This window comes from Streptomyces sp. 4N509B, assembly GCF_052245655.1.
Classification (GTDB): domain Bacteria; phylum Actinomycetota; class Actinomycetes; order Streptomycetales; family Streptomycetaceae; genus Streptomyces.
On the sequence record NZ_JBQQBZ010000001.1, the window covers coordinates 135389 to 156460 of the forward strand.

Genomic DNA, 21072 nt, shown 5'->3' on the forward strand with positions numbered 1-21072 from the left:
CCCGTCTCTACCCCAGAGTCGCCTTAACGGCCCGAAGACCCCCGATGGAGTGAATAAGTAATCTAAAACGCTTGTCTTCCTTTCATTTCATATGTCTCACCGCGAGGGTGAGGCACATGATCAGGAAGACGAGGAGAACCAGGGAAGCGAGGCGATGGGCAGCACTCACCGTGCTGTTCCTGCTGGTGTCGGGCGTCTGCACCTCCTGCGCGGACGAACCACGGAAGGCGCGCGAACCCGCCGACGGACAGGCAGCGGTCGGCGGCGCCGCGCAGGGCAGGGTGCCGGCGGGGAAGAAGGAGAACCTGCCGCGCCTCATCGGCGACGGCTCCACCGCGTACACGGGAGCGCAGCCGGGCCAGCCCGCCGAGCCCGGCGCCGAGCCCCTGGCGCCGGGCGAGAAGCCGCCACAGTTCGTGGTCTTCTCCTGGGACGGAGCCGGCGAGGACGACCTCGGCCTGTTCTCCCACTTCCGCGAGGTCGCCCGCGAACACGACGCCGACATGACGTACTTCCTGTCCGGCCTCTACCTCCTCCCCGAGGACGAGCGCGAGCGCTACGAGCCCCCGGGCCACGCCCCCGGCGCCTCCGACATCGGCTACCTCAGCGACGAGCACATCGTCGACACCCTGGAGCAGCTGCGCCTGGCCTGGCTGGACGGCAGCGAGATCGCCACCCACTTCAACGGCCACTTCTGCGGTTCCGACGGCGTGGCGTCCTGGTCAACCGAGGACTGGCTCTCCGAGATCGAGCAGGCCAGGTGGATGGTGGAGCACTGGCGGACCACCACGGGCCGCACCGACCTGGAGCCGCTGCCGTTCGACTACGGCGAGGAGCTCATCGGCGGACGGGCGCCCTGCCTGGAGGGCCAGGACAACCTCCTGCGCGCCGCCGAGGAGCTCGGCTTCCGCTACGACTCCAGCGGCAACGGTCAGCAGGTCTGGCCCGGCAAGCGCCACGGCGTCTGGGACATCCCGCTCCAGGCCGTCCCCATGCCGGGCACCTCGTTCGAGACGCTCGCCATGGACTACAACTTCATGGTCAACCAGTCCGGCACCTCCGACGGCGACCCCGAGAAGTACTCCGCCTGGGAGAAGCAGATGCGCGACGGCCTGCTGGCCGCGTTCGACCGGGCCTACGAGGGCAACCGCGCGCCCCTCATCATCGGCAACCACTTCAACGACTGGAACGGCGGCATCTACATGGACGCCGTCGAGGACGTCATCAAGGAGCTGTGCCCACGGGACGACGTGCACTGCGTCTCGTTCCGGCAGCTCGTGGACTGGCTGGACGCCCAGGACCCGCAGGTGCTGGAGCGGCTGCGGACCCTGGACGTGGGGGAGCGGCCACGCGAGGGCTGGAAGGCGTTCCTCGCCGGGGCCGCCTGACGCGCGCGTCGAGCAGCCCGTCGCCCGGCCCGGCCCGGACCGGACTGGGACTTGGCCCCGACCCGCCCGGGTTGGACCGGGCCGGGCCGGCCGGGTCGAGCCGGCCGGGTCGGCCGCAGGAAACGGCCGGTGCCGGTCAACGGCCGGCACCGGCCCGCCTACGCGGTGGTCTCGAACCGCCGCTCACCCAGCTGGAATCCCGGGTCCACCTGCGCCGCCAGGTCGGCGCCGGTCCGATCGTTGCCCCAACTGGCGGCGTTCTTGAGGTGGAAGTGGACCATCTGCTGCGTGTAACGCCGCCAGTCGCGGCGCTCGTACGCCCCGTCGGCCGCCTCGTGGAGCGTGCGCAACGCCCGCCGCCCGTCCTCCTCCAGCGCCGCGAACGGCCGCGGCGCGCCGCGCTCCAGCGCCCGCACCCAGTCGGAGTGGCCGAACGTCACGAGCAGGTCCTCGCCCACCTGGTCGCGGAGGAACGCCTCGTCCTCCGGCCCCTGCACCTTGTTGCCCACCACGCGGAGCGCGACGCCGAAGTCCCGCGCGTACTCCCGGTACTGGCGGTAGACCGAGACACCCTTGCGCGTCGGCTCCGCGACCAGGAACGTCATGTCGAAGCGGGTGAACATCCCCGAGGCGAACGAGTCGCTGCCGGCCGTCATGTCGACGACCAGGAACTCCCCGCGTCCGTCCACGAGATGGTTCAGGCACAGCTCCACGGCGCCGGTCTTGGAGTGGTAGCACGCCACGCCGAGGTCGTCTTGCGTGAACGGTCCCGTCACGAGCAGCCGCAGCTCGCCCTCGTCGTCACCGCCCTCGCCCCCGGCCACGCCCGGGCCTCCCGCACCGCCGTCGGCGCCCCTCCCCAGGCGTACGACCCTGGCGCAGGCGTCGAAGACCGGGTTGTCCTCGGTCAGGCGCAGCAACCGGGATCCGGTGCCCGGCGGCGTCGTCTTGATCATGGTCTCGGAGGAGAGGATGCGGGGGTTGTCGCCCCGGAGGTAGTCCTTGATGAGCGGCAGCCGGGATCCCATCGCCGGCAGCGCCGCGGCCTCGTCCTCGCTCAGTCCCAGCGCCACTCCCAGGTGCTGGTTGATGTCCGCGTCCACGGCGGTGACGGGCACGCGCTGGGCGGCCAGGTGGCGGACGAAGAGCGAGGACAGCGTGGTCTTGCCACTGCCCCCCTTGCCTACGAAAGCGATTTTCATGTTCCGAAGCGTAGTGGGCCGCGTGGCCCGGGAGTTCACCGCGACGCGCGGAACCACCCGAAGGTGGGGCCACGGCCCGGCGGGAACGGTGACGACGTGGGCAGAACCGCCGCCGGAGCCGGGCGACGGGCGCGGCCCCGAGCCGACATAGGCTGCCTCGCATGAACGCCCCAGCCGACGCCTCCGAGTCCGCCGACGCGTCCGCCGACGCGTCGTCCCGCGCCGCCGGCTCCGCCCCGCCCGACCCGTTGGAGCGCCTGGCCGGGCTGCCCGGCGTGGCGGAGGCGGTGGACGCGGCGCGCGCGGCCGTCGACCGCCTCTACCGCCACCGGATGATGCGTCGCCGCTCCCCCGAGATCGCGGCCGAGGCCGCGCTGCGCGGCGCCCGCGCCTCGGCGGCGCTGGCCGGCGCCGACTGGCCCTTGGAGGAGGTGCGGCGCCGTAGCGACTTCGGGGCCGACGACGAGGCCCGCACGGTCGGCGCGGCGCTGCGTGTGACGGGCGAGGCGGGCCGGCTGTCCGGCGTGTGGCGCGGATCGCCGCTGCGGGTGCTGGCGCGGCTGCATCTGCTCGCCGCGGGCGGCGAGGGGGTGCCGGCGGAGACGGTGGGCCGGCCGCGGCAGACCGGCGAGACCCCACGGGAGGAGGGCCCGGGAGGCGGAACGTCCGGGGCGCGGGCGGCGTCGAGCGCGCTGGGGGCGCCTCCGGAAGCGCCCGAGGTGACGGCGCGGCTCGACGCCCTGGCCGCGCTCGTGGTCGGCGACACGCGCGCCCCCGCTCTGGTCACCGCCGCCGTCGTTCACGGCGAACTCCTGACGCTGCGGCCGTTCGTGTCACACAACGCGCTGGTGGCGCGGGCGGCGGCGCGCATCGCGCTGGTCGCCGGAGGGCTCGACCCCAAGTCCGTGGCACCCCCCGAGGTCGGGCACGCGGAGTCGGGGCCCGAGGCGTACGGCGCGGCGCTCGGCGGCTACGCCTCGGGCACCGCGGCGGGCGTCGCGGAGTGGATCGTGCACTGCGCGCAGGCCGTGACGTTGGGCGTGCGGGAGTCGACGGCGGTCTGCGAGGCGATGCAACGGGGCGCGTAGCGCGCCGCGGGTCCCAGGCGGCGCGCCCGCGCGCCCGCCCGCACGCCCACAGCCGGAGGATGGGGGGCGCGGGACGTCAACGGACCGAAGGTCACGCGAACTCACGTCGCCTCACACGACCCTGGCCCGCCCGTACCCACGAAAGGGGCGGCGCCGCAGGAGCGCGACGCCGCCGCCATGCGCGTCCACCGGGTGATCATGCGTGCACGAACGTTGCCGATCAGGCGGGGACTTCTGCCCATCTCCCTGGTGCGGCTGGCCCGGTTGGCGGGTCGGCTACGCGTGGGTGCCCGGTATTCACACATCCGGTCCGTGGGGCCTTCCAGAGTCGGGATCCTCGATCCCGTAGGTCTCGCGGGCCGTTGAGTCCTTTCTACTCCGAACGGCGGAGGACGCAAAGTGCAGGAGCCCTCAGACCGGGAAATTTTACTTTTGCGGTCAAACCGCCAGCTTCTCCGTGGGCACCCGCGCGGGCCCCACGGAAGCGGCGGCGATCGGCGTGACCAGGGGCGCTGAGGCGATCGCCGAGGCGGAGACGGAGCCGCCCGCGCGGGCGCGTCGCGGGCGCGCGACCGAGCGGCGCCGGCGGGCGGCGAGCCAGACCAACCCGGCCGCGCAGGCCGCGGCGGCGACCGCCACGCCGGCCGCCAGCGCGGGGCGAGGCGGCAGCGTGGGCACCCGCTGTCGCAGCCGCACCGGACGTTCGAACGTCAGCACCGGCCACCCGCGGGCGGCGGCCTCACGGCGCAGCGCGCGGTCCGGGTTGACGACGTGGGGGTGACCGACGGCCTCCAGCATCGGGAGGTCGGTGACGGAGTCGCTGTAGGCGTAGCAGCGGGCGAGGTCGTACCCCTCGGAGGCGGCGAGCCCCGCGATGGCCTCCGCCTTGGTGGGCCCGTAGGCGTAGTACGCGACCTCGCCGGTGTACCGGCCGTCCTCCACCACCATCCGCGTGGCGACCACGCGGTCGGCGCCCAGCAGTTCCCCGATGGGCTCGACGACCTCGAAGCCGGAGGAGCTGACGATCACGACGTCACTGCCGGCGGCGTGGTGTCCCTCGATGAGCGAGGCGGCCTCGTCGTAGATGATCGGGTCGATCACCTCGTGCAGCGTCTCGGCGACGATCTCCCTGACCTGGTCGACGTTCCAGCCCTTGCAGAGCGCCGACAGGTACGCGCGCATCCGTTCCATCTGGGCGTGGTCGACGCCGCCCACCATGAAGGCGAACTGGGCGTAGGCGCTGCGCAGCACCGCCCGGCGGTTGATCAGGCCGCCCTGGTAGAAGGAGCGGCTGAACGTGAGGGTGCTCGACTTCGCGATCACCGTCTTGTCGAGGTCGAAGAACGCGGCCGTGCGCGGTCCCGACGGAGACGGCGGTGTCGGCGGCGTCGGTGTCGGTGGCATCGGCGGGATTTTCACAAGCCGAGCATACGGGCCGCCCATTCGGCGTACCCTGGGGCGCGTGGGTTTGCCTGAGAGGCCTCTCGGGTACACCATGGAAGTCACGGATCGTTCGCGACCGTGCTAACCCGGTCCGACTCCTCCCCCCCGAGTCGTGGCCGTGGAAGACGACCCCCGCTCTCCCCCCCGGCGGGGGTCGTCGCATGTCCGGGGGTGGTTCGCCGGGGATTGTCCGGGCCGCTGGCCTCAGGAGTTCGTCCTCCGCGGCCGGGGCGTCGCTCGTCCCGCCACACGCGGCGCCGCGGACCTCTCGCCTCACGTCTCTCGCCTCTCGTTCCGCCTTTTCTCCCGTTCTGCTCCCGAGCCCCGTTTTCGGCTCTTTAACCTGGCTCGCCGGCGCGCCGGCTCGCCGACTCGCTATTTTCCGACCTGCGCTGTCGCGGCGTTCCACGGCCGTCGCTCACCCACCCGGGTGAGGAGCTTTTCCACAGGTCGCGCCTCCTCCACAGTTTTCCGCCGAGCGCCCCACGGGCCGTTCCCGGCGGGCAGCGTGGACCCGTCACTCCGATGCGCTCGGTAACCGTCCGAACGCGTCGGGATATCCGTGCGACGCGAAGGGGACACGCCATGACCATGATCCGATCCAGCCGGGCCGCGACCGCCACACCGCTGGGGTTGCCGTCGGGCGCACCGCCCGAGCCGGGGAGCCGGGCGCACTCGATCCTCGTCCTCACCGAGGACCAGGACCTCCTCGACGACCTGCTGCGGCTGTGTGCGGCGGCCGGGACGACGGCGGAGGTCGCGCACGGCGTGCCCACGGCGGCGCAGTGGGAGCGCGCCCCGCTCGTCCTCGTCGGCGACGACCGGGCCGTGGCCCGTCCCGGCGCGGACCAGTGGCCCGGCAGGCGGCCGGCCGTGCTGCTGGTCGGACGGGACCTGGACGACCACACGATCTGGGAGCGCGGTGTCGCCCTCGGGGCCGAGCAGGTCGTTCACCTGCCCGGCGACGAGCCGTGGCTGGCGGACCGCATCGGTGACGCGGTGGAGGGGAGCGAGCCGCCGGCGTTGACCGTGGGCGTGCTCGGCGGCCGGGGCGGGGCCGGGGCCTCCTCCCTCGCCTGCGCGTTGGCGGTGACGGCGGCGCGGCAGGGCCACCGGGCCATGCTCGTCGACGGCGACCCGCTCGGCGGTGGCCTCGACGTGCTGCTCGGTGGCGAGGCGGTGTCCGGGCCTCGCTGGCCGGAGCTGGCCTGCTCGCGGGGACGGCTGTCCGGGGTCGCGCTGGCGGAGTCCCTCCCCAGGCTGCACGGGGTGAGCCTGCTCAGCTGGGACCGGTCGGGGATGGTGCGGCTGCCGGGCGAGGCGATGCGGTCGGTGGTGACGGCCGCGCAACGCGGCGGCGGCCTGGTCGTCGTGGACCTGCCGCGCGTCGCCGACGAGGCCGCGGCCGAGGCGTTGACCCGGCTGGACCTCGGGCTGCTCGTGGTCCCCGGCGAGCTGCGGGCGCTGGCCGCCGCACGCCAGGTCGTCAGCACGACGGGGGCGCTGGTCGGGGATCTGCGGGTGGTGACGCGGGCGGCCGAGGGCGCCGGGGCGGCCGCCGTCGCCCCGGCCGAGGTGGCCAGGCTGCTGGGCCTGCCGCTGGCGGGTGAGCTGCCCACGGAGCCGGGGCTGTCGGCGGCCGTGGACTGCGGCGATCCGCCGGGCGTCGACGCGCGGGGCGAGCTCGGCCGGTTCTGCGCGGCGTTGCTGGAGCGGGTGCGGTCCGCCGAGGGAGCCGCGGCGTGAGCCGCGCGATTCCGGGGGTTCCGGGGGTTCCGGGAGCCCCGGTGCATGGTGTCCCGCGACCGCCCGCACCGCTGGGCCGGCCCGTCCCGCCCGGCCAGCCCGACGTCCACGACATGCCCGAGGTCCACGGCATGCTCGACGCGGTCAGGACCTGGCTCGCCGAGCGGGACGCCGAGCCCACGCCGGGCCGGGTCGCCGAGGCGCTGCGCGCCCAGGGAAGGCCGCTCGGGGACGACACCACGCGGCAGGTGGCGGACGCCCTGCGCTGGGAGCTGTCCGGCGCGGGACCGTTGCAGCCGCTGCTCGCCGAGCCGGAGGTCACCGACGTGCTGGTGAACCGGCCTGACGAGGTGTGGGTGGACCGTGGCCGCGGCATGGAGCGGGCCGGTGTCCGTTTCCCCGACGCGGCGGCGGTTCGCCGCCTCGCGCAGCGGCTGGCGGCGGCCGCGGGCCGGCGTCTGGACGACGCCAGACCCTGGGTCGACGCGCGGCTGCCCGACGGCACCCGGCTGCACGCGGTGCTGCCACCGGTCGCGGTCGGATCGCCGTGCCTGTCGCTGCGGGTGGTGCGGCCCCGGGCGTTCACGCTGTCCGAGCTGGCGGCGGTGGGCACGGTGCCGCCCGGCGGCGAGGAGCTGCTGCGGTCGGTGGTCACCTCCCGGCTGTCGTTCCTCGTCACCGGCGGCACCGGCTCGGGCAAGAGCACCCTGCTCGCCTCGCTCCTCGGCCTGGTGCCGCCCGAGCAGCGGATCGTGCTCGTCGAGGAGTCCGCGGAGCTGCGGCCCGACCATCCGCACGTGGTGCGGCTGGAGACGAGGCCCGCCAACCAGGAGGGCGCCGGTCGGGTCGAGCTGCGCGAGCTGGTGCGCCAGGCGCTGCGGATGCGGCCGGACCGGCTCGTCGTCGGCGAGGTCAGAGGCGCTGAGGTGACGGACCTCCTGGCCGCCCTGAACACGGGCCACGACGGCGGCGCGTGCACGCTCCACGCCAACGCCGCGGCCGACGTGCCGGCGCGGCTGGAGGCCCTCGGCTGTGCGGCGGGCCTGCCGCGTCCGGCCGTCCACAGCCAGCTGGCCGCGGCGCTCTCGCTGGTGCTGCACCTCGTGCGGGACCGGGAGGCGGGACGGCGGCGCGTCGCCGAGGTCCACGTGCTGGAGCGGGACGCGACGGGCCTGGTCCGTCCGGTGCCGGCCGCCCGCTGGTCGTCCCGCGGGTTCACGCGGGAGCCGGGCTGGCCGCTGCTGGCGCGGCTGTGCGCACGGGGAGGTGCGCGGCTGTGAGTGGCGCGGTGAGCGGAGCGGTGAGCGGGCATCTGCTGCCGGCGGCGCAGCTCGCGGCGGCGCTGTGCGTGGGCGCCGGGGCGTGGCTGCTGATCGACGGCGGTGACGGGCGCCGGCGGGCACGGCTGTTGTCGGCCGCGGGAGGCGCGGCGGTCCCGGCCGGGACGCGGTGGCCACGCCTGGCACGGCGGTGGCGGCCACGGCGCGACGTGCGACGGTGGCGGTGGCCGGACGCGCTGACGGTCAGGGTCTGGGTGTGCTGCCTGGCGGGAGGCGCGGTGGTCGCGTGGTGGGGCGGTTCGCCGCTGCCGCTGCTGGCTGCCGTCGCGCTGGCGCCGCTCGCGCTGCGCCGATGGCGGAGCCGGGCGGAGCGCCTGGCCGCCGACCGCCGGCGGGAGGCCGTCATCGAGCTGTGCGGGACGCTGGCCGTGGAGGTCCGGGCCGGCCGCACCCCGGGCGACGCCCTCGCGGACGCCTGCCAGGAAGGGCTCGGCGAGCAGGGCACCGGCGTGCGGGCCGCCGCACGGTACGGGGGTGACGTCGCCGACGCGTTACGCCGGGCCTCCGCCCAGCCCGGTGCGGAGGGTCTGCGGGGCGTGGCGGCGTGCTGGCGGGTCGCGGTCGACGGCGGGGCCTCGTTCGCGGCGGGCCTGGAGCGGGTGGCGCGGGCGTTGCGCTCGGAGCAGGACCAGCGGGAGGAGCTGCGCGCTCAGCTCGCCGGCCCCCGCGCGACGGTCCTGGTGCTGGCGGTGCTGCCCGTGTTCGGGCTGCTCCTCGGCTCGGCCATGGGCGTCAGACCCCTGTGGGAGCTGCTGCACAGCCCCGTCGGGCTCGCGTGCCTGGTCGCGGGCGCGGGGCTTGAGTGGGCGGGCGTCGCGTGGGCGGCGGCGATCGCCCGGGCCGCCGAGCGGGGCACGCCGTGACGGGCGGCGCCGGGGCGGCGGCCGCGGTGCTTCCCCCGCTGGTGGCGCTCTGCCTGACGGCCGGAATCGGTCGGCCGCGCGGCTCTCGGGCGGCCCGGTCGAGGGCGGCGGGCCTCTGTGGGGCGCCACGGCCGGCGGGCCGCCGGTTCGCGCCGACGTTCCCACAGCCCGGTCGGTGGTTCGGTGGGTGGCCCGGTCGGCGGCCTCCCGAGGCGGACGGCCGGCTGCCGCTGGCGACGGAGCTGCTCGCCGCATGCCTCGCGGCGGGCGCCGCGCCGCGCGAGGCGGCGGACGCCGTGGGGTCCGCGCTCGGCGGGCCTGTCGGCGACGGGCTGCGGCGGGCCGCGGCCGAGCTGCGGCTGGGAGGCGATCCGGCCACGGTGTGGCAGGGATTCGGCCAGCTTCCCGGCGCCGCGGCGCTGGCACGTCGCCTGGAGCTGGCCCACACGGGCGGCGCGCCCGTGGCGGAGCTGGTCGCGGCGGAGGCCGTCGCGGTCCGGGCCAGGAGGCTGCGCTCCGCCCAGGCGCGCGCCCGCAGGGCGGCGGTGTACGTCACGGGGCCGCTCGGCCTGTGCTTCCTGCCCTCGTTCCTGCTGCTCGGAGTCGCGCCCGTGGTGCTCGGGCTCGCCAGGGAGCTGCTCTGACGACACGAGAGGCGGGGCGCGCGGGCACCCCACACGACCCGGATGACCAGACGACAACCCGAACGGAGGGAGCGAACCAGGGCCACGAACAGCCGGGTGTGAGCACGCGGACACGAACGGACGGACACGACGAGACGGGCCCGCGCGACCGGATGGGCGCGGGTGGATGCGAGCGACGGAGGAGAACGATGACGTGGATCGGACCAACACGACTGGCCCGGCCGGGGCTGCCGGGGTGGCCGGGGTGGCCGGGGTGGCTGACGCGCCGGGCGCCGTGGGCGCGGCGCGGGGGCGTGTCGGGCCCCGGCGCCCCGCCGGGACGGTGGGACGCGGGGATGAGCACCGCCGAGTACGCGATCGGCACGCTCGCCGCCGCCGGTCTGGCGGGGGTGCTGTACGGGATCGTCACCTCGGGTGCGGTCGGCGACGCCCTGAGGAACCTGGTGGAGCGGGCCCTCGATGCGCCGGGGTAGAGGCCGCCGCGCACGCGGCCCGCAGGCCGGGTACGTGACGGCGGAGACGGCGGTGGTCGTTCCCTCGCTGGTGCTGCTGCTGGGGATGCTGCTGTGGGCCCTCGGCGCCGTCGCGGTCGACCTGCGGTGCGGGGACGCCGCCCGTGCCGGGGCGCGGGCGGCGGCACGGGGCGAGGCGGCGTCGGTCGCGGCGGACGTGGCCCGTGCGGCGGGCCCGGCGGGAGCGCGGGTGGCGATCGAGCGGGACGGGTCGCTGGTCCGCGTCCGGGTCGAGGCCCGCACGCTGGGCCCGGGACCGCTGGCGATGCGTGTCACGCGGGAGGCGGTCGCCCGTGCCGAGGACGCGTGAGGCGGGGCACGGCCTGGCCCCTGCCCGGTGGGTCTTCACGGGCCCGCGACGCGGGCTACGACCGTTCGCCACGTTGTCGGGACCGCCCACGTACTCCCCCGCGGTGCCGCGCCGAGCGGGAGGTGCCCCCACCGCCTCGCGGTACGAGGACGACCCTCCGCCGTGCGACGGGCCGCGTCTGTCGCCCCGGCCCGACCCACGTAGAGCCACCGGACAGGGCCTGGCGGACCGCGGCTCGGCCACGGTCTGGGCGGTGAGCTGCGCGACGCTGCTGTGCCTCGCCTTCGCCGGCGTGATGGCCTTGGGAGAGGCGGCCGAGGTCAGGCAGCGCGCGGCCCGGGCGGCGGACCTCGCGGCGCTGGCCGCCGCCGACGAGGCGCTGTCCGGCGAGCGCCCGGCGTGCGCGGCGGCGAGGCGGGTGGCCTCGGCGCAGGGGGCACGGCTCGTCCGCTGCCGGCTCACGGGCGAGGTCGCCGACCTGACCGTCGAGGCGCGCACGGGCCCCTACGCGGTGCGGACACGGGCCCGCGCGGGGCCCGCGTCCGCGGTGCCCGGCCCGGCGGGCGCGGCGCACGCCCCGGGCGTGCCGGCCTCAGCCGTCGAGCAGCCGCGCCAGGAGGCGGATGGCGCCGGCCTTGTCCAGGGGGTCGTTGCCGTTTCCACACTTGGGGGACTGGATGCAGGAGGGGCAGCCGGCCTCGCACTCGCAGGCCGCGATGGCGTCGCGGGTGGCCGCCAGCCACGGCCGGGCGGTGTGGAAGGCCCGCTCGGCGAAGCCGGCACCGCCGGGGTGGCCGTCGTGGACGAAGACGGTGGGCAGCAGCGTGTCGGGGTGCAGGGCGGTGGAGACGCCGCCGATGTCCCAGCGGTCGCACGTGGCGAAGAGGGGCAGCATCCCGATGGCGGCGTGCTCGGCCGCGTGGAGGGCGCCGGCCAGGATCTTCTCGTCGACCTCCGCGTCCGCCACCTGGTCCTCGGTCATCGTCCACCACACGGCACGGGTGCGCAGGGTCCGCGGCGGCAGGTCGAGCCGGGTCTCGCCCAGCACCTCGCCGGTGATGAGCCGGCGCCGCAGATAGGACACCACCTGGTGGGTGACCTCCACGGAGCCGAAGCACAGCCGGGCCTCCCCCCAGGGGACGGTCACGTCGGTCTCCAGCACCGACAGCTCGGTGACGTCGCGGGCGGAGGTGCTCCACGGCGGGCTGGACGCCTCCACCAGGGCCACCGAGGCCTCCAGGTCCAGCTCCCTGACCACGTAGGTGCGGCCCTGGTGGAGGTGGACCGCGCCCTCGTGGACGGTGGCGTGGGCCGCGGCGGCGTCCACGGTGCCCAGCAGCCGCCCGGTGTCCGCCTCCACCACCCGCACGGGCTCGCCGCCCTGCCCGCGGATGTCGACGAGGTCGGCGGGCCGCTCCCGGCGCGTCCAGTACCAGGAGGCGCCCCGCCGCCGCAGCAGCCCGCGGTCGGCGAGCTTGGGCAGCAGCTCGGCCGCCGTGGCGTCGAACATGCCCGGCCCGGCGTCGGCCTCGGTCAGCGGAAGCTCGGCGGCGGCGGCGCACAGGTGGGGGGCGAGGACGTAGGGGTTGGCGGGGTCGAGGACGGTGGACTCCACGGGCCGCTGGAAGAGCGCCTCGGGGTGGTGCACGAGATAGGTGTCCAGCGGGTCGTCGCGGGCCACGAGCACGGCGAGCGCGCCCTGCCGCTGCCGGCCGGCGCGGCCCGCCTGCTGCCACAGCGAGGCCCTGGTCCCGGGATAGCCGGCCAGCAGCACGGCGTCGAGGCCGGCTATGTCGACGCCGAGTTCCAGCGCGGTGGTGGCGGCCAGGCCCAGCAGCTCGCCGGAGTGCAGGGCGCGCTCCAGGGCGCGGCGCTCCTCCGGCAGGTATCCGCCCCGGTAGGCGGCGACCCGGCCGGCCAGGGCCCGGTCGGTGCCGGTCAGGCGCTCCTGGGCGATGAGCGCGACCAGCTCGGCGGCGGCCCGGGACCGCACGAACGCGACCGTGCGGACCCGGTCGGCGGCCAGGTCCGTGAGCAGCTCGGCCGTCTCGGCGGTCGCGGTGCGGCGCACCGGGGCGCCACGCTCGCCGCGCTCCTCGGTGAGCGGCGGCTCCCACAGGGCGAAGACGAGCTCGCCCCGCGGCGAGGCGTCCTCCGTGACCTCGGCGACCGTCAGTCCGGTCAGCCGCGCCGCCGCCACGCCCGGCTCGGCCGTGGTGGCGGAGGCGAGCAGGAACGTCGGCTCCGCCCCGTAGTGGGCGGCGACACGCCGCAGGCGGCGCAGCACCTGGGAGACGTGGGATCCGAAGACGCCGCGGTAGACGTGGCACTCGTCGATCACGACGTACCGCAGTGCCCGCAGGAACGGCGACCACCGGCGGTGGGCCGGCAGCAGCCCGCGGTGGAGCATGTCGGGATTGGTGAGCAGCAGGTTGGCGTGCTGCCGCGCCCAGGCACGCTCCTCCGGGCCCGTGTCGCCGTCGTAGCTCGCGGGGCGGACCGCCGTGCCGAGCTGGGCGGCGAGCCGGCGCAGGGTGCGCAGCTGGTCGGCTGCCAGGGCCTTGGTCGGCGCGAGGTAGAGGGCGGTCGCGCCCCGCCGGCCGGGTGCCTCCTGCCCGTCGAGCAGCGCGCTGATGACGGGCGCCTGGTAGGCCAGGGACTTTCCCGAGGCGGTGCCGGTGGCGAGGACGACGGACTCGCCGCGCAGCGCGAGCTCCACGGCCCTGGCCTGGTGGGCCCAGGGGCGTTCGATGCCGGCGGCGGCGACGGCCTCGACGACCTCGCCACGCAGCGCCTCGGGCCAGGGCGCGTGCCGGCCGGCTCGCGCGGGCAGCAGCTCGGTGTGGGTGAGACGGGAGGCGCGCTCCGCCCTGCCGCTCAGGCGTGCCAGGGCAGCCCTGGGTGACGGGAGGCGGCCGTCTGGGTGCTCGGACATCACCACGAGTCTGACACTCCCGGCGTTCGCCGCCGTCAGCCTGCCGTCTGTCACCGGTCCGACGGACAATGGCTGTAAGACGTCGTCCTGGGCAGGCGGTAAGTGGTTGAATGCCTTGGCGGTTGCCGATCCGTCTCCTGCCATCGCGGGGATACCCAGGGGGCGACCGCCCGTTAGCAAGGTGTGGAGGATCCGTGGACCTGTCCCTGTCTACCCGGACCGTAGGTGACCGCACGGTCGTCGAGGTGGGTGGCGAGATTGACGTATACACCGCGCCCAAGCTGCGCGAACAGCTCGTCGAGCTGGTCAACGACGGCAACCACCACCTGGTGGTGGACATGGAGCGCGTGGACTTCCTGGACTCGACGGGGCTCGGCGTGCTGGTCGGGGGCCTCAAGCGGGTGCGGGCCCAGGAGGGCTCGCTCCGCCTGGTCTGCAACCAGGAGCGCATCCTGAAGATCTTCCGGATCACGGGTCTGACGAAGGTCTTCCCCATCCACGAGTCCGTGGACGACGCCGTCTCGGCGACCGACTGAGTCCCGCCCGCGCCGGCGGGGGCCGGGGCGGGAGGCGCGGCGTGCCCACACGGCCGCCACGTCCCACAACGTCATCGATCACGAACGCGGCCCGCCTCGGAGAGCCGGGGCGGGGCCGCGGCACGACCAAGCACCATCGAGGGGTAGGGAATGGCCACCGTCGAACTGCGCTTCAGCGCGTCTCCCGAGCATGTGCGCACCGCCCGGCTGGTGGCCGCCGCGGTGGCGCGGCGCGCCGGAGTCGGGGAGTCGGTGCTCGACGAGCTGCGGCTCGCGGTGGGCGAGGCGTGCAGCCGTGCCGTGGGGCTGCACGCGGCCCACGGCCTGTCCACGCCGGTGCGTGTCATGCTCACGGAGGGTGAGAAGTCGTTCTCGATCGAGGTGGGCGACGACGCGCCGAGTGCGGTGCCCGCGCCCCGGGGAGCGGCGGACTCCGAGTCCTCCGAGGAGACCGACCAGCTCGGCCTGGCCGTGATCAGCGGTCTCGTCGACGATGTCGAGGTCATTTCCGACGCACACGGTGGGAAGATCCGAATGAGCTGGCCCACCGCCACGTCGCCCCTCGGCTGAACAGGTGATTTCCTTTTATTGATCTTCCGCCGCAATGATCGTCGGAGAGATCGTTTATCGGCCGACTGCCGTAATTTCACGTCCGGCCCTCTGTTTTGATCCACGTCACCTCTCTACACTCCGGGCACGCCTGTTCAGTGCCCGAGCGTCGAGGAGGACGAATGGCGGGCCAACTTTACGATCATCCGTATTTTGTGAAGGCTACCCAGGTGGCGGCGTCCACCGAGGACGTGGAACTCACCGGCGGTAATCGTGGGCTGATCCTGGTCATCGCGCTGGTCGCCGCCGGGGCCCTGGCGCTCGCCGTGGTGCTGGTCAGACAGGTTCTCGCGGCCGGCGAGGGCACCGAGAACATGAAGCGGATCGCCGCCGCCGTGCAGGAGGGCGCGAATGCCTATCTGGCCCGGCAGCTGCGCACACTCGCGATCTTCGCGGTCATCGTGGTGTTCCTGTTGTTGCTGTTGCCGGCGGACGACTGGAATGAGCGCCTCGGCCGATCACTGTTCTTCCTGGTGGGCGCCGCTTTCTCGGCGGCCACCGGTTACCTCGGCATGTGGCTGGCGGTACGCAGTAACGTCCGCGTGGCCGCGGCGGCGAGGCAGGCGAACGACTCCGAGGGCACCGACCAGATCATTCCGGTGCGGCACCAGGCGATGCGGCTGGCGTTTCGGACCGGCGGTGTCGTCGGCATGTGCACCGTCGGGCTCGGCCTCCTCGGCGCGTCCTGCGTGGTGATGGTCTACGCGGCCGACGCGCCGCGCGTGCTGGAGGGCTTCGGCCTCGGCGCCGCCCTGATCGCGATGTTCATGCGTGTCGGCGGCGGCATCTTCACGAAGGCGGCCGACGTCGGCGCCGACCTGGTCGGGAAGGTCGAGCAGGGCATCCCCGAGGACGACCCGCGCAACGCCGCGACCATCGCGGACAACGTGGGCGACAACGTCGGAGACTGCGCCGGGATGGCGGCCGACCTCTTCGAGTCCTACGCGGTCACCCTCGTGGCCGGTCTCATCCTCGGCAGCGTCGCGTTCGGCGACGCGGGCCTGGCCTTCCCGCTGCTGGTGCCCGCGATCGGCGTGCTGACGGCGATGGCGGGCATCTTCCTCGTCTCCCCCCGCCGCACCGACCGCACCAGCATGACCGCGATCAACCGCGGCTTCTTCATCTCCGCGGGCATCTCCCTCGTGCTCGTGGCGGTGGCCTGCTACGCGTACCTCCCCGGCAGCTTCTCCGAGCTGGAGGGCGTCACCGACGCGGACATCGCCACCCACGACGCCGACCCGCGGCTGTTCGCGCTGGCCGCCGTCGCCATCGGCATCGTCCTGGCCGCGGTGATCCAGCAGCTCACGGGCTACTTCACCGAGACCACCCGCCGCCCCGTGCGGGACATCGGCAAGAGCTCCAGGACCGGCCCGGCCACCGTCGTCCTCTCCGGCTTCTCCGTGGGTCTGGAGTCGGCGGTCTACACGGCGCTGCTGGTGGGCCTGTCCGTCTACGCCGCCTACATGCTGGCCGGCGGAACGATCATGCTGGCGCTCTTCGCCGTGGCCCTGGCCGGCACCGGCCTGCTGACCACCGTCGGCGTCATCGTCGCCATGGACACCTTCGGGCCCGTGGCCGACAACGCGCAGGGCATCGCCGAGATGTCCGGCGACGTCGAGGGCGACGGCGCCCAGGTCCTCACCGACCTCGACGCGGTCGGCAACACCACGAAGGCCGTCACCAAGGGCATCGCGATCGCGACGGCCGTGCTGGCCGCCGCGGCGCTCTTCGGCTCCTACCAGGACGCCATCGCCGACGCCGTCGCGGACGTCGGAACCCAGCTGTCGGCGCACGCGAGCCTCAGCCTGGACATCTCCCAGCCGAACAACCTCGTCGGCCTCATCGCCGGCGCGAGCGTCGTCTTCCTCTTCTCCGGCCTCGCGATCAACGCGGTCTCCCGCTCGGCCGGCGCCGTGGTCTACGAGGTGCGGCGGCAGTTCCGCGAGCACCCCGGGATCATGGACTACTCGGAGAAGCCCGAGTACGGCCGCGTCGTGGACATCTGCACCCGCGACGCGCAGCGCGAGCTCGCGACGCCGGGACTGCTCGCCGTGATGGCGCCGATCGTGGTCGGCTTCAGCCTCGGCATAGGAGCACTCGGCTCGTTCCTGGCGGGCGCGATCGGCGCGGGCGTGCTGATGGCGGTCTTCCTCGCCAACTCGGGCGGCGCCTGGGACAACGCGAAGAAGCTCGTCGAGGACGGCCACCACGGCGGCAAGGGCAGCGAGGCCCACGCCGCCACGGTCATCGGCGACACGGTGGGCGACCCGTTCAAGGACACGGCGGGCCCGGCCATCAACCCGCTGCTGAAGGTCATGAACCTGGTGGCGCTCCTGATCGCCCCCGCCGTGATCACGCTGACGTACGGCGAGGACGCCAGCGCGCCGCTGCGGGCGCTGATCTCGGTCGTCGCCCTCCTGGTCATCGTCGGCGCCGTCTACGCCTCCAAGCGCCGCGGCATCACGATGGAGGACGCCGGGGCCACCCCGACGAGCGAGGAGACCGACGAGGTGGTCGCGCCGTAGCGGCCCGTAGCGGTATCCGTAGCGGCTCATGGCGGTCCTGCCGGTCAGAAGCGGCCCGTGGCGGCCAGGGCCACCCGCCGCCCCCGGAGGCGGGTGGCCCTGGCCGCCGGGCGGGCCGGGGACACGCCCCGACGGCGGTCCTCGCCCCGCCCGCCGTTCCCAGCGTTCACGCCCGCACGAACGGCGGGCGTGAACGAACTCTTTGGCCACTAATCCACACCTTCGTGTTCATTAGCGGCCAAAGGCGCGAGGTGGAGCAACATCCCCGATACGGTCTGCGGGGCAGGTCAGCACCAGTACCGTTGGAGAGCCCATGAGCCCCGCGACCGAGACCACCGCGCCCTCACCGCCGCTCCGCGACAGCACCGAGATCCAGGGCGACATCCTGGCGGGCTTCAGGAAGGACCACGTCCGTCTGCTGTTCCTCCGCTTCGATGACAGCTGGCACGCCCGCCTGTGGCTGGGGGAGCTGCGGAAGCGGATCGCCACCACCCGCGACGTCTCCACGTTCAACCTCCGCTTCCGTCACGCTCGCCTGGTCCGCGGCGGCCAGGACCCCGAGGATCTCCGCGCCGCCTGGCGCGCCGTCAGCTTCACCCACGCCGGCCTCGTGCGGCTCGTCGGCGGCAGCCCGCTCAACGACGTCCCCCGGGGCAGCACCCAGGAGGCGTTCGTCCAGGGCAGCGCGGCCCGCGCCCACCTGGTGGGCGACACCGGCACGAGCGCTCCCGAGCGGTGGCTCTTCGGCGCCCAGCAGCACGATCCGGTCCACGCCGTCCTCACCCTCGCCGCCGACGACGAGGCCGACCTGACCAGGGACGTGGAGCAGGAGCGGCAGGAGGCCGCGTGCCACGGCCTGACCGTGGTCTTCGAGCAGGAGGGCGCCACCCTGCCCGACGATCACGTCGGCCACGAGCACTTCGGCTTCAAGGACGCCATCAGCCAGCCCGGCGTCGTCGACTTCGACCTTCCCGACCCCGACAACCCCGAGATGGTGCTCGGCAAGCCGGGCACGCGGCTGATCCCGTCCGGCGAGTTCGTCGTGGGACGGGATGTGGACCACCGGCTCCCCTCGTGGCTGCCGCAGTGGATGAACGACGGCTCCTTCCACGTGGTCCGCCGCCTCGCCCAGGACGTCCCCGGCTGGTGGCAGCAGGTCGCCGACCGGCTCGCGGAGCTGAAGCGCGAGGGGGCGGTGCCCGAGGAGGTCACCGACGACTGGCTGGCCGCCCGCCTCGTGGGCCGATGGCGGTCCGGCGCGCCCGTCCCGACGTTCCCCGACGCCGACCCGGGCCCGCTCGGCCCCGACAAGGTGAACGACTTCGGCTTCGGCGACGACGTGGCCGGCCGCCTCACGCCACTCTGCTCCCACCTGCGGAAGACCAACCCCCGCGACGGCCTCCAGGTCGAACCGAGCGACGACGCCACCGTCCCGGAGCAGGGCGGGCTCGACGGCCGCCGCCTGATGCGCCGCGGCGTCCCGTTCGGCCCTCTCCACGACGCGACCACCCAGGACGAGCCGCGCGGCCTGGTCTTCGTGAGCTACCAGTCGGACCTGGTGGCGCAGTTCGAGTTCGTCCAGCAGGCCTGGGTGAACGACGAGAACCTCCCCGAGCGCGAGCCGCCGGTCGGCCGGGACGCCGTCATCGGCCAGGACACCGTCGTCGCCTACCCGGCCGATCCGCTGGGCCCGACGGCCTGCGTGGCGCTGGAGATGAAGCAGTACGTCCACACCCAGGGCGCGGTGTACGCCTTCGCCCCCTCGATGTCGGCGTTGCGCCAGTTGGCGGAGGGGACGGTTCCCGTCGGCGGCGAGCCGTTGGCGGACCGGGTGATGCCCGCGCCGACGATCATCCGGCGCGGTGAGGTGATCAGCGCGGGACGGGCGAGGCTGCGCTTCGAGGCCGACAACGACCTCGTGGTGCGGGACGAGAACGAGCGGGAACGCTGGCGCGCGGGCGTGAACCGCCGGGGCGCGATCCGGGCCGAGCTGCGCGAGGACGGGAACCTGGTGATGCCCACCATGGCGGGCGAGATCATCTGGTCCAGCGGGACCGCCGGCCACCCCGGCGCCACGCTCGTCGTGGGCGTGGACGGCGACGTCTCGATCAGGGCCGCCGACGGCAGCGTGCTCTGGCACACGGACACCGCGCGCTGACGGCGGTCACGCGACGGCCCGCCCGGGCGAGGACCGTCGGTCGGTCGTCACCCGGGCGGGCCGCGGAAGCGCCGCGTGGACGTGGGGCGGCCCGCGGGCCGGCCCCGTCAGCCCCGCCGGTCGGGCCGCCAGACGACGATGGCGGAGGAGGCGCGCACGTCCTGGTACGGCACGAGGTCGCGCCGGTAGGAGGCGTGCACCTGCGCCTCGCGCTGCCGCATCGCCACGGCCGCGCCCTCCAGCGCCTGCTGCAACTCCACGACCTTGGCCTGGAGCGCCGCCACCTGCGTCTGGAGCTCAATGATCCGCTTGATGCCCGCGAGGTTGATCCCGTCGTCCTGGGAGAGCCGCTGCACCTCCCGCAGCAGCTGGATGTCGCGGGCGGAGTACCGCCGGCCGCGCCCCGCGGTCCGGTCCGGACAGACCAGCCCCAGCCGGTCGTACTGGCGCAACGTCTGCGGGTGCAGCCCGGAGAGCTGTGCCGCCACCGAGATGACGTACACCGGTGTCTCGTCGGTCAGTTCGTAGGGGTTACTCGGTCCGTTCCGGCCGTCCATCTGACTACTCTCCCTTCGCGGCCTCGAACAGCGCCGTCCGAGGGTCCTCGTCTCCCGCGGCGGCGCGATACGACTCCAGGGCGGCCCGCGCGGCGTCGTCCAGCTCGCGCGGCACGGCGACCTCGATGGTGACCAGCAGGTCGCCGCGGGTGCCGTCCTTGCGCACCGCGCCCTTGCCCCGGGCACGCATGGTGCGCCCGCTCGGGGTCCCCGGCGGCAGCTTCAGCGTGACCGGGGTCCCGCCGAGGGTCGGCACCTTGATCTCACCACCGAGCGCCGCCTCGGGGAAGGTGACCGGCACCGTGATGGTGAGATTGTCGCCCCGCCGGCCGAAGACCGGATGGGTGTCGACGTGCACCACCACGTACAGGTCACCGTTGGGTCCGCCGCGCTCGCCGGGGGCGCCCTTGCCGCGCAGCCTGATCCGCTGCCCGTCGGCGACACCCGCCGGGATGCGGACCTGCATGGTGCGCTGCGAGGTGGCTCGCCCGCTGCCGCGGCAGACCTGGCAGGGGTCCTGGGCGATCAGCCCGCGCCCCTTGCAGTCCATGCACGGGTCGGTGAGTGAGAAGCCGCCCCCGCCGCCCCGGCTGACCTGTCCGGTGCCGACGCAGGTGGGGCAGACCCGGGGGGTGCCGTTCTTGTCGCCGGTGCCCGAGCACGCCTTGCACGCGGCGGACGAGGACATCCGCAGCGGCACCGTGGCCCCGGAGACCGCCTCGGTGAAGCTGAGCGTCACCTCGGAGTCGATGTCCTGGCCACGGCGCGGCGCCGTCCGGGTGGTGGCGCCGCCGCGGTTGAACAGGCCGCCGAAGACGTCCCCGAGCCCGCCGCCGAAGCCGCCGGCGCCGCCCTGGGGACCGCCGCCCTGGGGACCGCCGAAGAGGTCCCCGAGGTCGAAGTTGAACTGGCCGCCGCCGCCCGGACCCGGGCGGAAGCCGCCGCTGCCGAAGAGCGCCCGCGCCTCGTCGTACTCCTTGCGGCGCTTGGCGTCACCAAGGACGTCGTACGCCTCGGAGACATCCTTGAAACGCTCCTCGGCGCGCGTGTCGCCCTTGTTGGCGTCCGGGTGGAACTCGCGGGCGAGCTTCCGGTACGCCTTCTTGATCTCCGCCTCGGTGGCGTCCTTGGGGACGCCGAGGACCTTGTAGTAGTCCTTCTCGATGAAGTCCTTCGTACTCATCCGCGGCGCCCCTCCTCTCTGACACTCACGGAC

General features: G+C 74.4%; 17 protein-coding genes and 1 pseudogene. 13 read left to right on the forward strand and 5 right to left on the reverse strand.

Features of this window, described 5'->3' with window-relative positions:
* The first annotated feature begins 116 nt into the window (after positions 1-116).
* Positions 117-1388, forward strand: a complete 1272-nt coding sequence (locus tag ACTWP5_RS00595) for a hypothetical protein (RefSeq protein WP_443218625.1) — start codon at positions 117-119, stop codon at positions 1386-1388.
* A gap of 158 nt (positions 1389-1546) precedes the next feature.
* Here the strand turns inward: ACTWP5_RS00595 and ACTWP5_RS00600 are convergent, their stop codons facing one another.
* The gene (locus tag ACTWP5_RS00600; protein ID WP_443218626.1) at positions 1547-2590 is read right to left on the reverse strand and encodes a nucleotide-binding protein; all 1044 of its coding nucleotides are present in this window, start codon (positions 2588-2590) and stop codon (positions 1547-1549) included.
* Positions 2591-2751: 161 nt separating this feature from the next.
* On the opposite strand from ACTWP5_RS00600, the gene ACTWP5_RS00605 reads away from it, so the two are divergent.
* A complete protein-coding gene (locus ACTWP5_RS00605; protein WP_443218627.1) occupies positions 2752-3678 on the forward strand; it encodes an oxidoreductase in 927 nt (308 codons plus the stop codon).
* 438 nt (positions 3679-4116) lie between these two features.
* Here the strand turns inward: ACTWP5_RS00605 and ACTWP5_RS00610 are convergent, their stop codons facing one another.
* Entirely contained in the window at positions 4117-5082 is a 966-nt protein-coding gene (locus ACTWP5_RS00610) for an HAD family hydrolase (RefSeq protein WP_443218628.1), read from the reverse strand.
* Between the two features lie 630 nt (positions 5083-5712).
* On the opposite strand from ACTWP5_RS00610, the gene ssd reads away from it, so the two are divergent.
* The 7 genes and pseudogenes from ssd to ACTWP5_RS00645 all read left to right on the forward strand — a co-directional run.
* Positions 5713-6867, forward strand: coding sequence for a septum site-determining protein Ssd (gene ssd, locus ACTWP5_RS00615; RefSeq protein WP_443218917.1), 1155 nt, complete (start codon positions 5713-5715; stop codon positions 6865-6867).
* A gap of 113 nt (positions 6868-6980) precedes the next feature.
* Positions 6981-8147 carry a TadA family conjugal transfer-associated ATPase gene (locus ACTWP5_RS00620; RefSeq protein ID WP_443218918.1) on the forward strand — a complete coding sequence of 389 codons (1167 nt, stop codon included), beginning with the start codon at positions 6981-6983 and terminating at the stop codon, positions 8145-8147.
* Positions 8144-9070, forward strand: a complete 927-nt coding sequence (locus ACTWP5_RS00625; protein ID WP_443218629.1) for a type II secretion system F family protein — start codon at positions 8144-8146, stop codon at positions 9068-9070. The genes ACTWP5_RS00620 and ACTWP5_RS00625 overlap by 4 nt, the downstream gene beginning before the upstream one ends.
* Complete coding sequence (locus ACTWP5_RS00630; protein ID WP_443218630.1) at positions 9067-9714, forward strand: type II secretion system F family protein; 648 nt, start codon at positions 9067-9069, stop codon at positions 9712-9714. The genes ACTWP5_RS00625 and ACTWP5_RS00630 overlap by 4 nt, the downstream gene beginning before the upstream one ends.
* A 335-nt stretch (positions 9715-10049) precedes the next feature.
* Positions 10050-10187 carry a DUF4244 domain-containing protein gene (locus ACTWP5_RS00635; protein WP_443218631.1) on the forward strand — a complete coding sequence of 46 codons (138 nt, stop codon included), beginning with the start codon at positions 10050-10052 and terminating at the stop codon, positions 10185-10187.
* Complete coding sequence (locus tag ACTWP5_RS00640; protein WP_443218632.1) at positions 10174-10536, forward strand: TadE family type IV pilus minor pilin; 363 nt, start codon at positions 10174-10176, stop codon at positions 10534-10536. Before ACTWP5_RS00635 ends, ACTWP5_RS00640 begins: the two co-directional genes overlap by 14 nt.
* A 103-nt stretch (positions 10537-10639) precedes the next feature.
* A pseudogene (locus tag ACTWP5_RS00645) lies at positions 10640-11014 on the forward strand (Rv3654c family TadE-like protein); the annotation flags it as partial.
* A gap of 114 nt (positions 11015-11128) precedes the next feature.
* Here ACTWP5_RS00645 and ACTWP5_RS00650 read toward each other — a convergent pair.
* Positions 11129-13471: a DEAD/DEAH box helicase gene (locus tag ACTWP5_RS00650; protein ID WP_443218633.1), complete on the reverse strand. Its 2343-nt coding sequence runs from the start codon at positions 13469-13471 to the stop codon at positions 11129-11131.
* Positions 13472-13665: 194 nt separating this feature from the next.
* Here ACTWP5_RS00650 and ACTWP5_RS00655 point away from each other — a divergent pair, with 194 nt between their 5' ends.
* The 4 genes from ACTWP5_RS00655 to ACTWP5_RS00670 all read left to right on the forward strand — a co-directional run bounded on the left by ACTWP5_RS00655 (position 13666) and on the right by ACTWP5_RS00670 (position 19299).
* Positions 13666-14007: an STAS domain-containing protein gene (locus ACTWP5_RS00655; protein ID WP_443218634.1), complete on the forward strand. Its 342-nt coding sequence runs from the start codon at positions 13666-13668 to the stop codon at positions 14005-14007.
* A gap of 150 nt (positions 14008-14157) precedes the next feature.
* Positions 14158-14577 (forward strand): ATP-binding protein, encoded by a 420-nt coding sequence (locus ACTWP5_RS00660; protein ID WP_443218635.1) that lies wholly within the window; start codon positions 14158-14160, stop codon positions 14575-14577.
* 161 nt (positions 14578-14738) lie between these two features.
* Positions 14739-17141 carry a sodium-translocating pyrophosphatase gene (locus tag ACTWP5_RS00665; protein WP_443218636.1) on the forward strand — a complete coding sequence of 801 codons (2403 nt, stop codon included), beginning with the start codon at positions 14739-14741 and terminating at the stop codon, positions 17139-17141.
* 313 nt (positions 17142-17454) lie between these two features.
* Positions 17455-19299: a Dyp-type peroxidase gene (locus ACTWP5_RS00670; RefSeq protein ID WP_443218637.1), complete on the forward strand. Its 1845-nt coding sequence runs from the start codon at positions 17455-17457 to the stop codon at positions 19297-19299.
* A gap of 107 nt (positions 19300-19406) precedes the next feature.
* Here the strand turns inward: ACTWP5_RS00670 and ACTWP5_RS00675 are convergent, their stop codons facing one another.
* The gene (locus ACTWP5_RS00675) at positions 19407-19856 is read right to left on the reverse strand and encodes a heat shock protein transcriptional repressor HspR (protein ID WP_443218638.1); all 450 of its coding nucleotides are present in this window, start codon (positions 19854-19856) and stop codon (positions 19407-19409) included.
* A 4-nt stretch (positions 19857-19860) separates the two neighbouring features.
* Entirely contained in the window at positions 19861-21039 is a 1179-nt protein-coding gene (gene dnaJ / locus ACTWP5_RS00680; protein ID WP_443218639.1) for a molecular chaperone DnaJ, read from the reverse strand.
* Positions 21040-21072 lie beyond the last annotated feature (33 nt).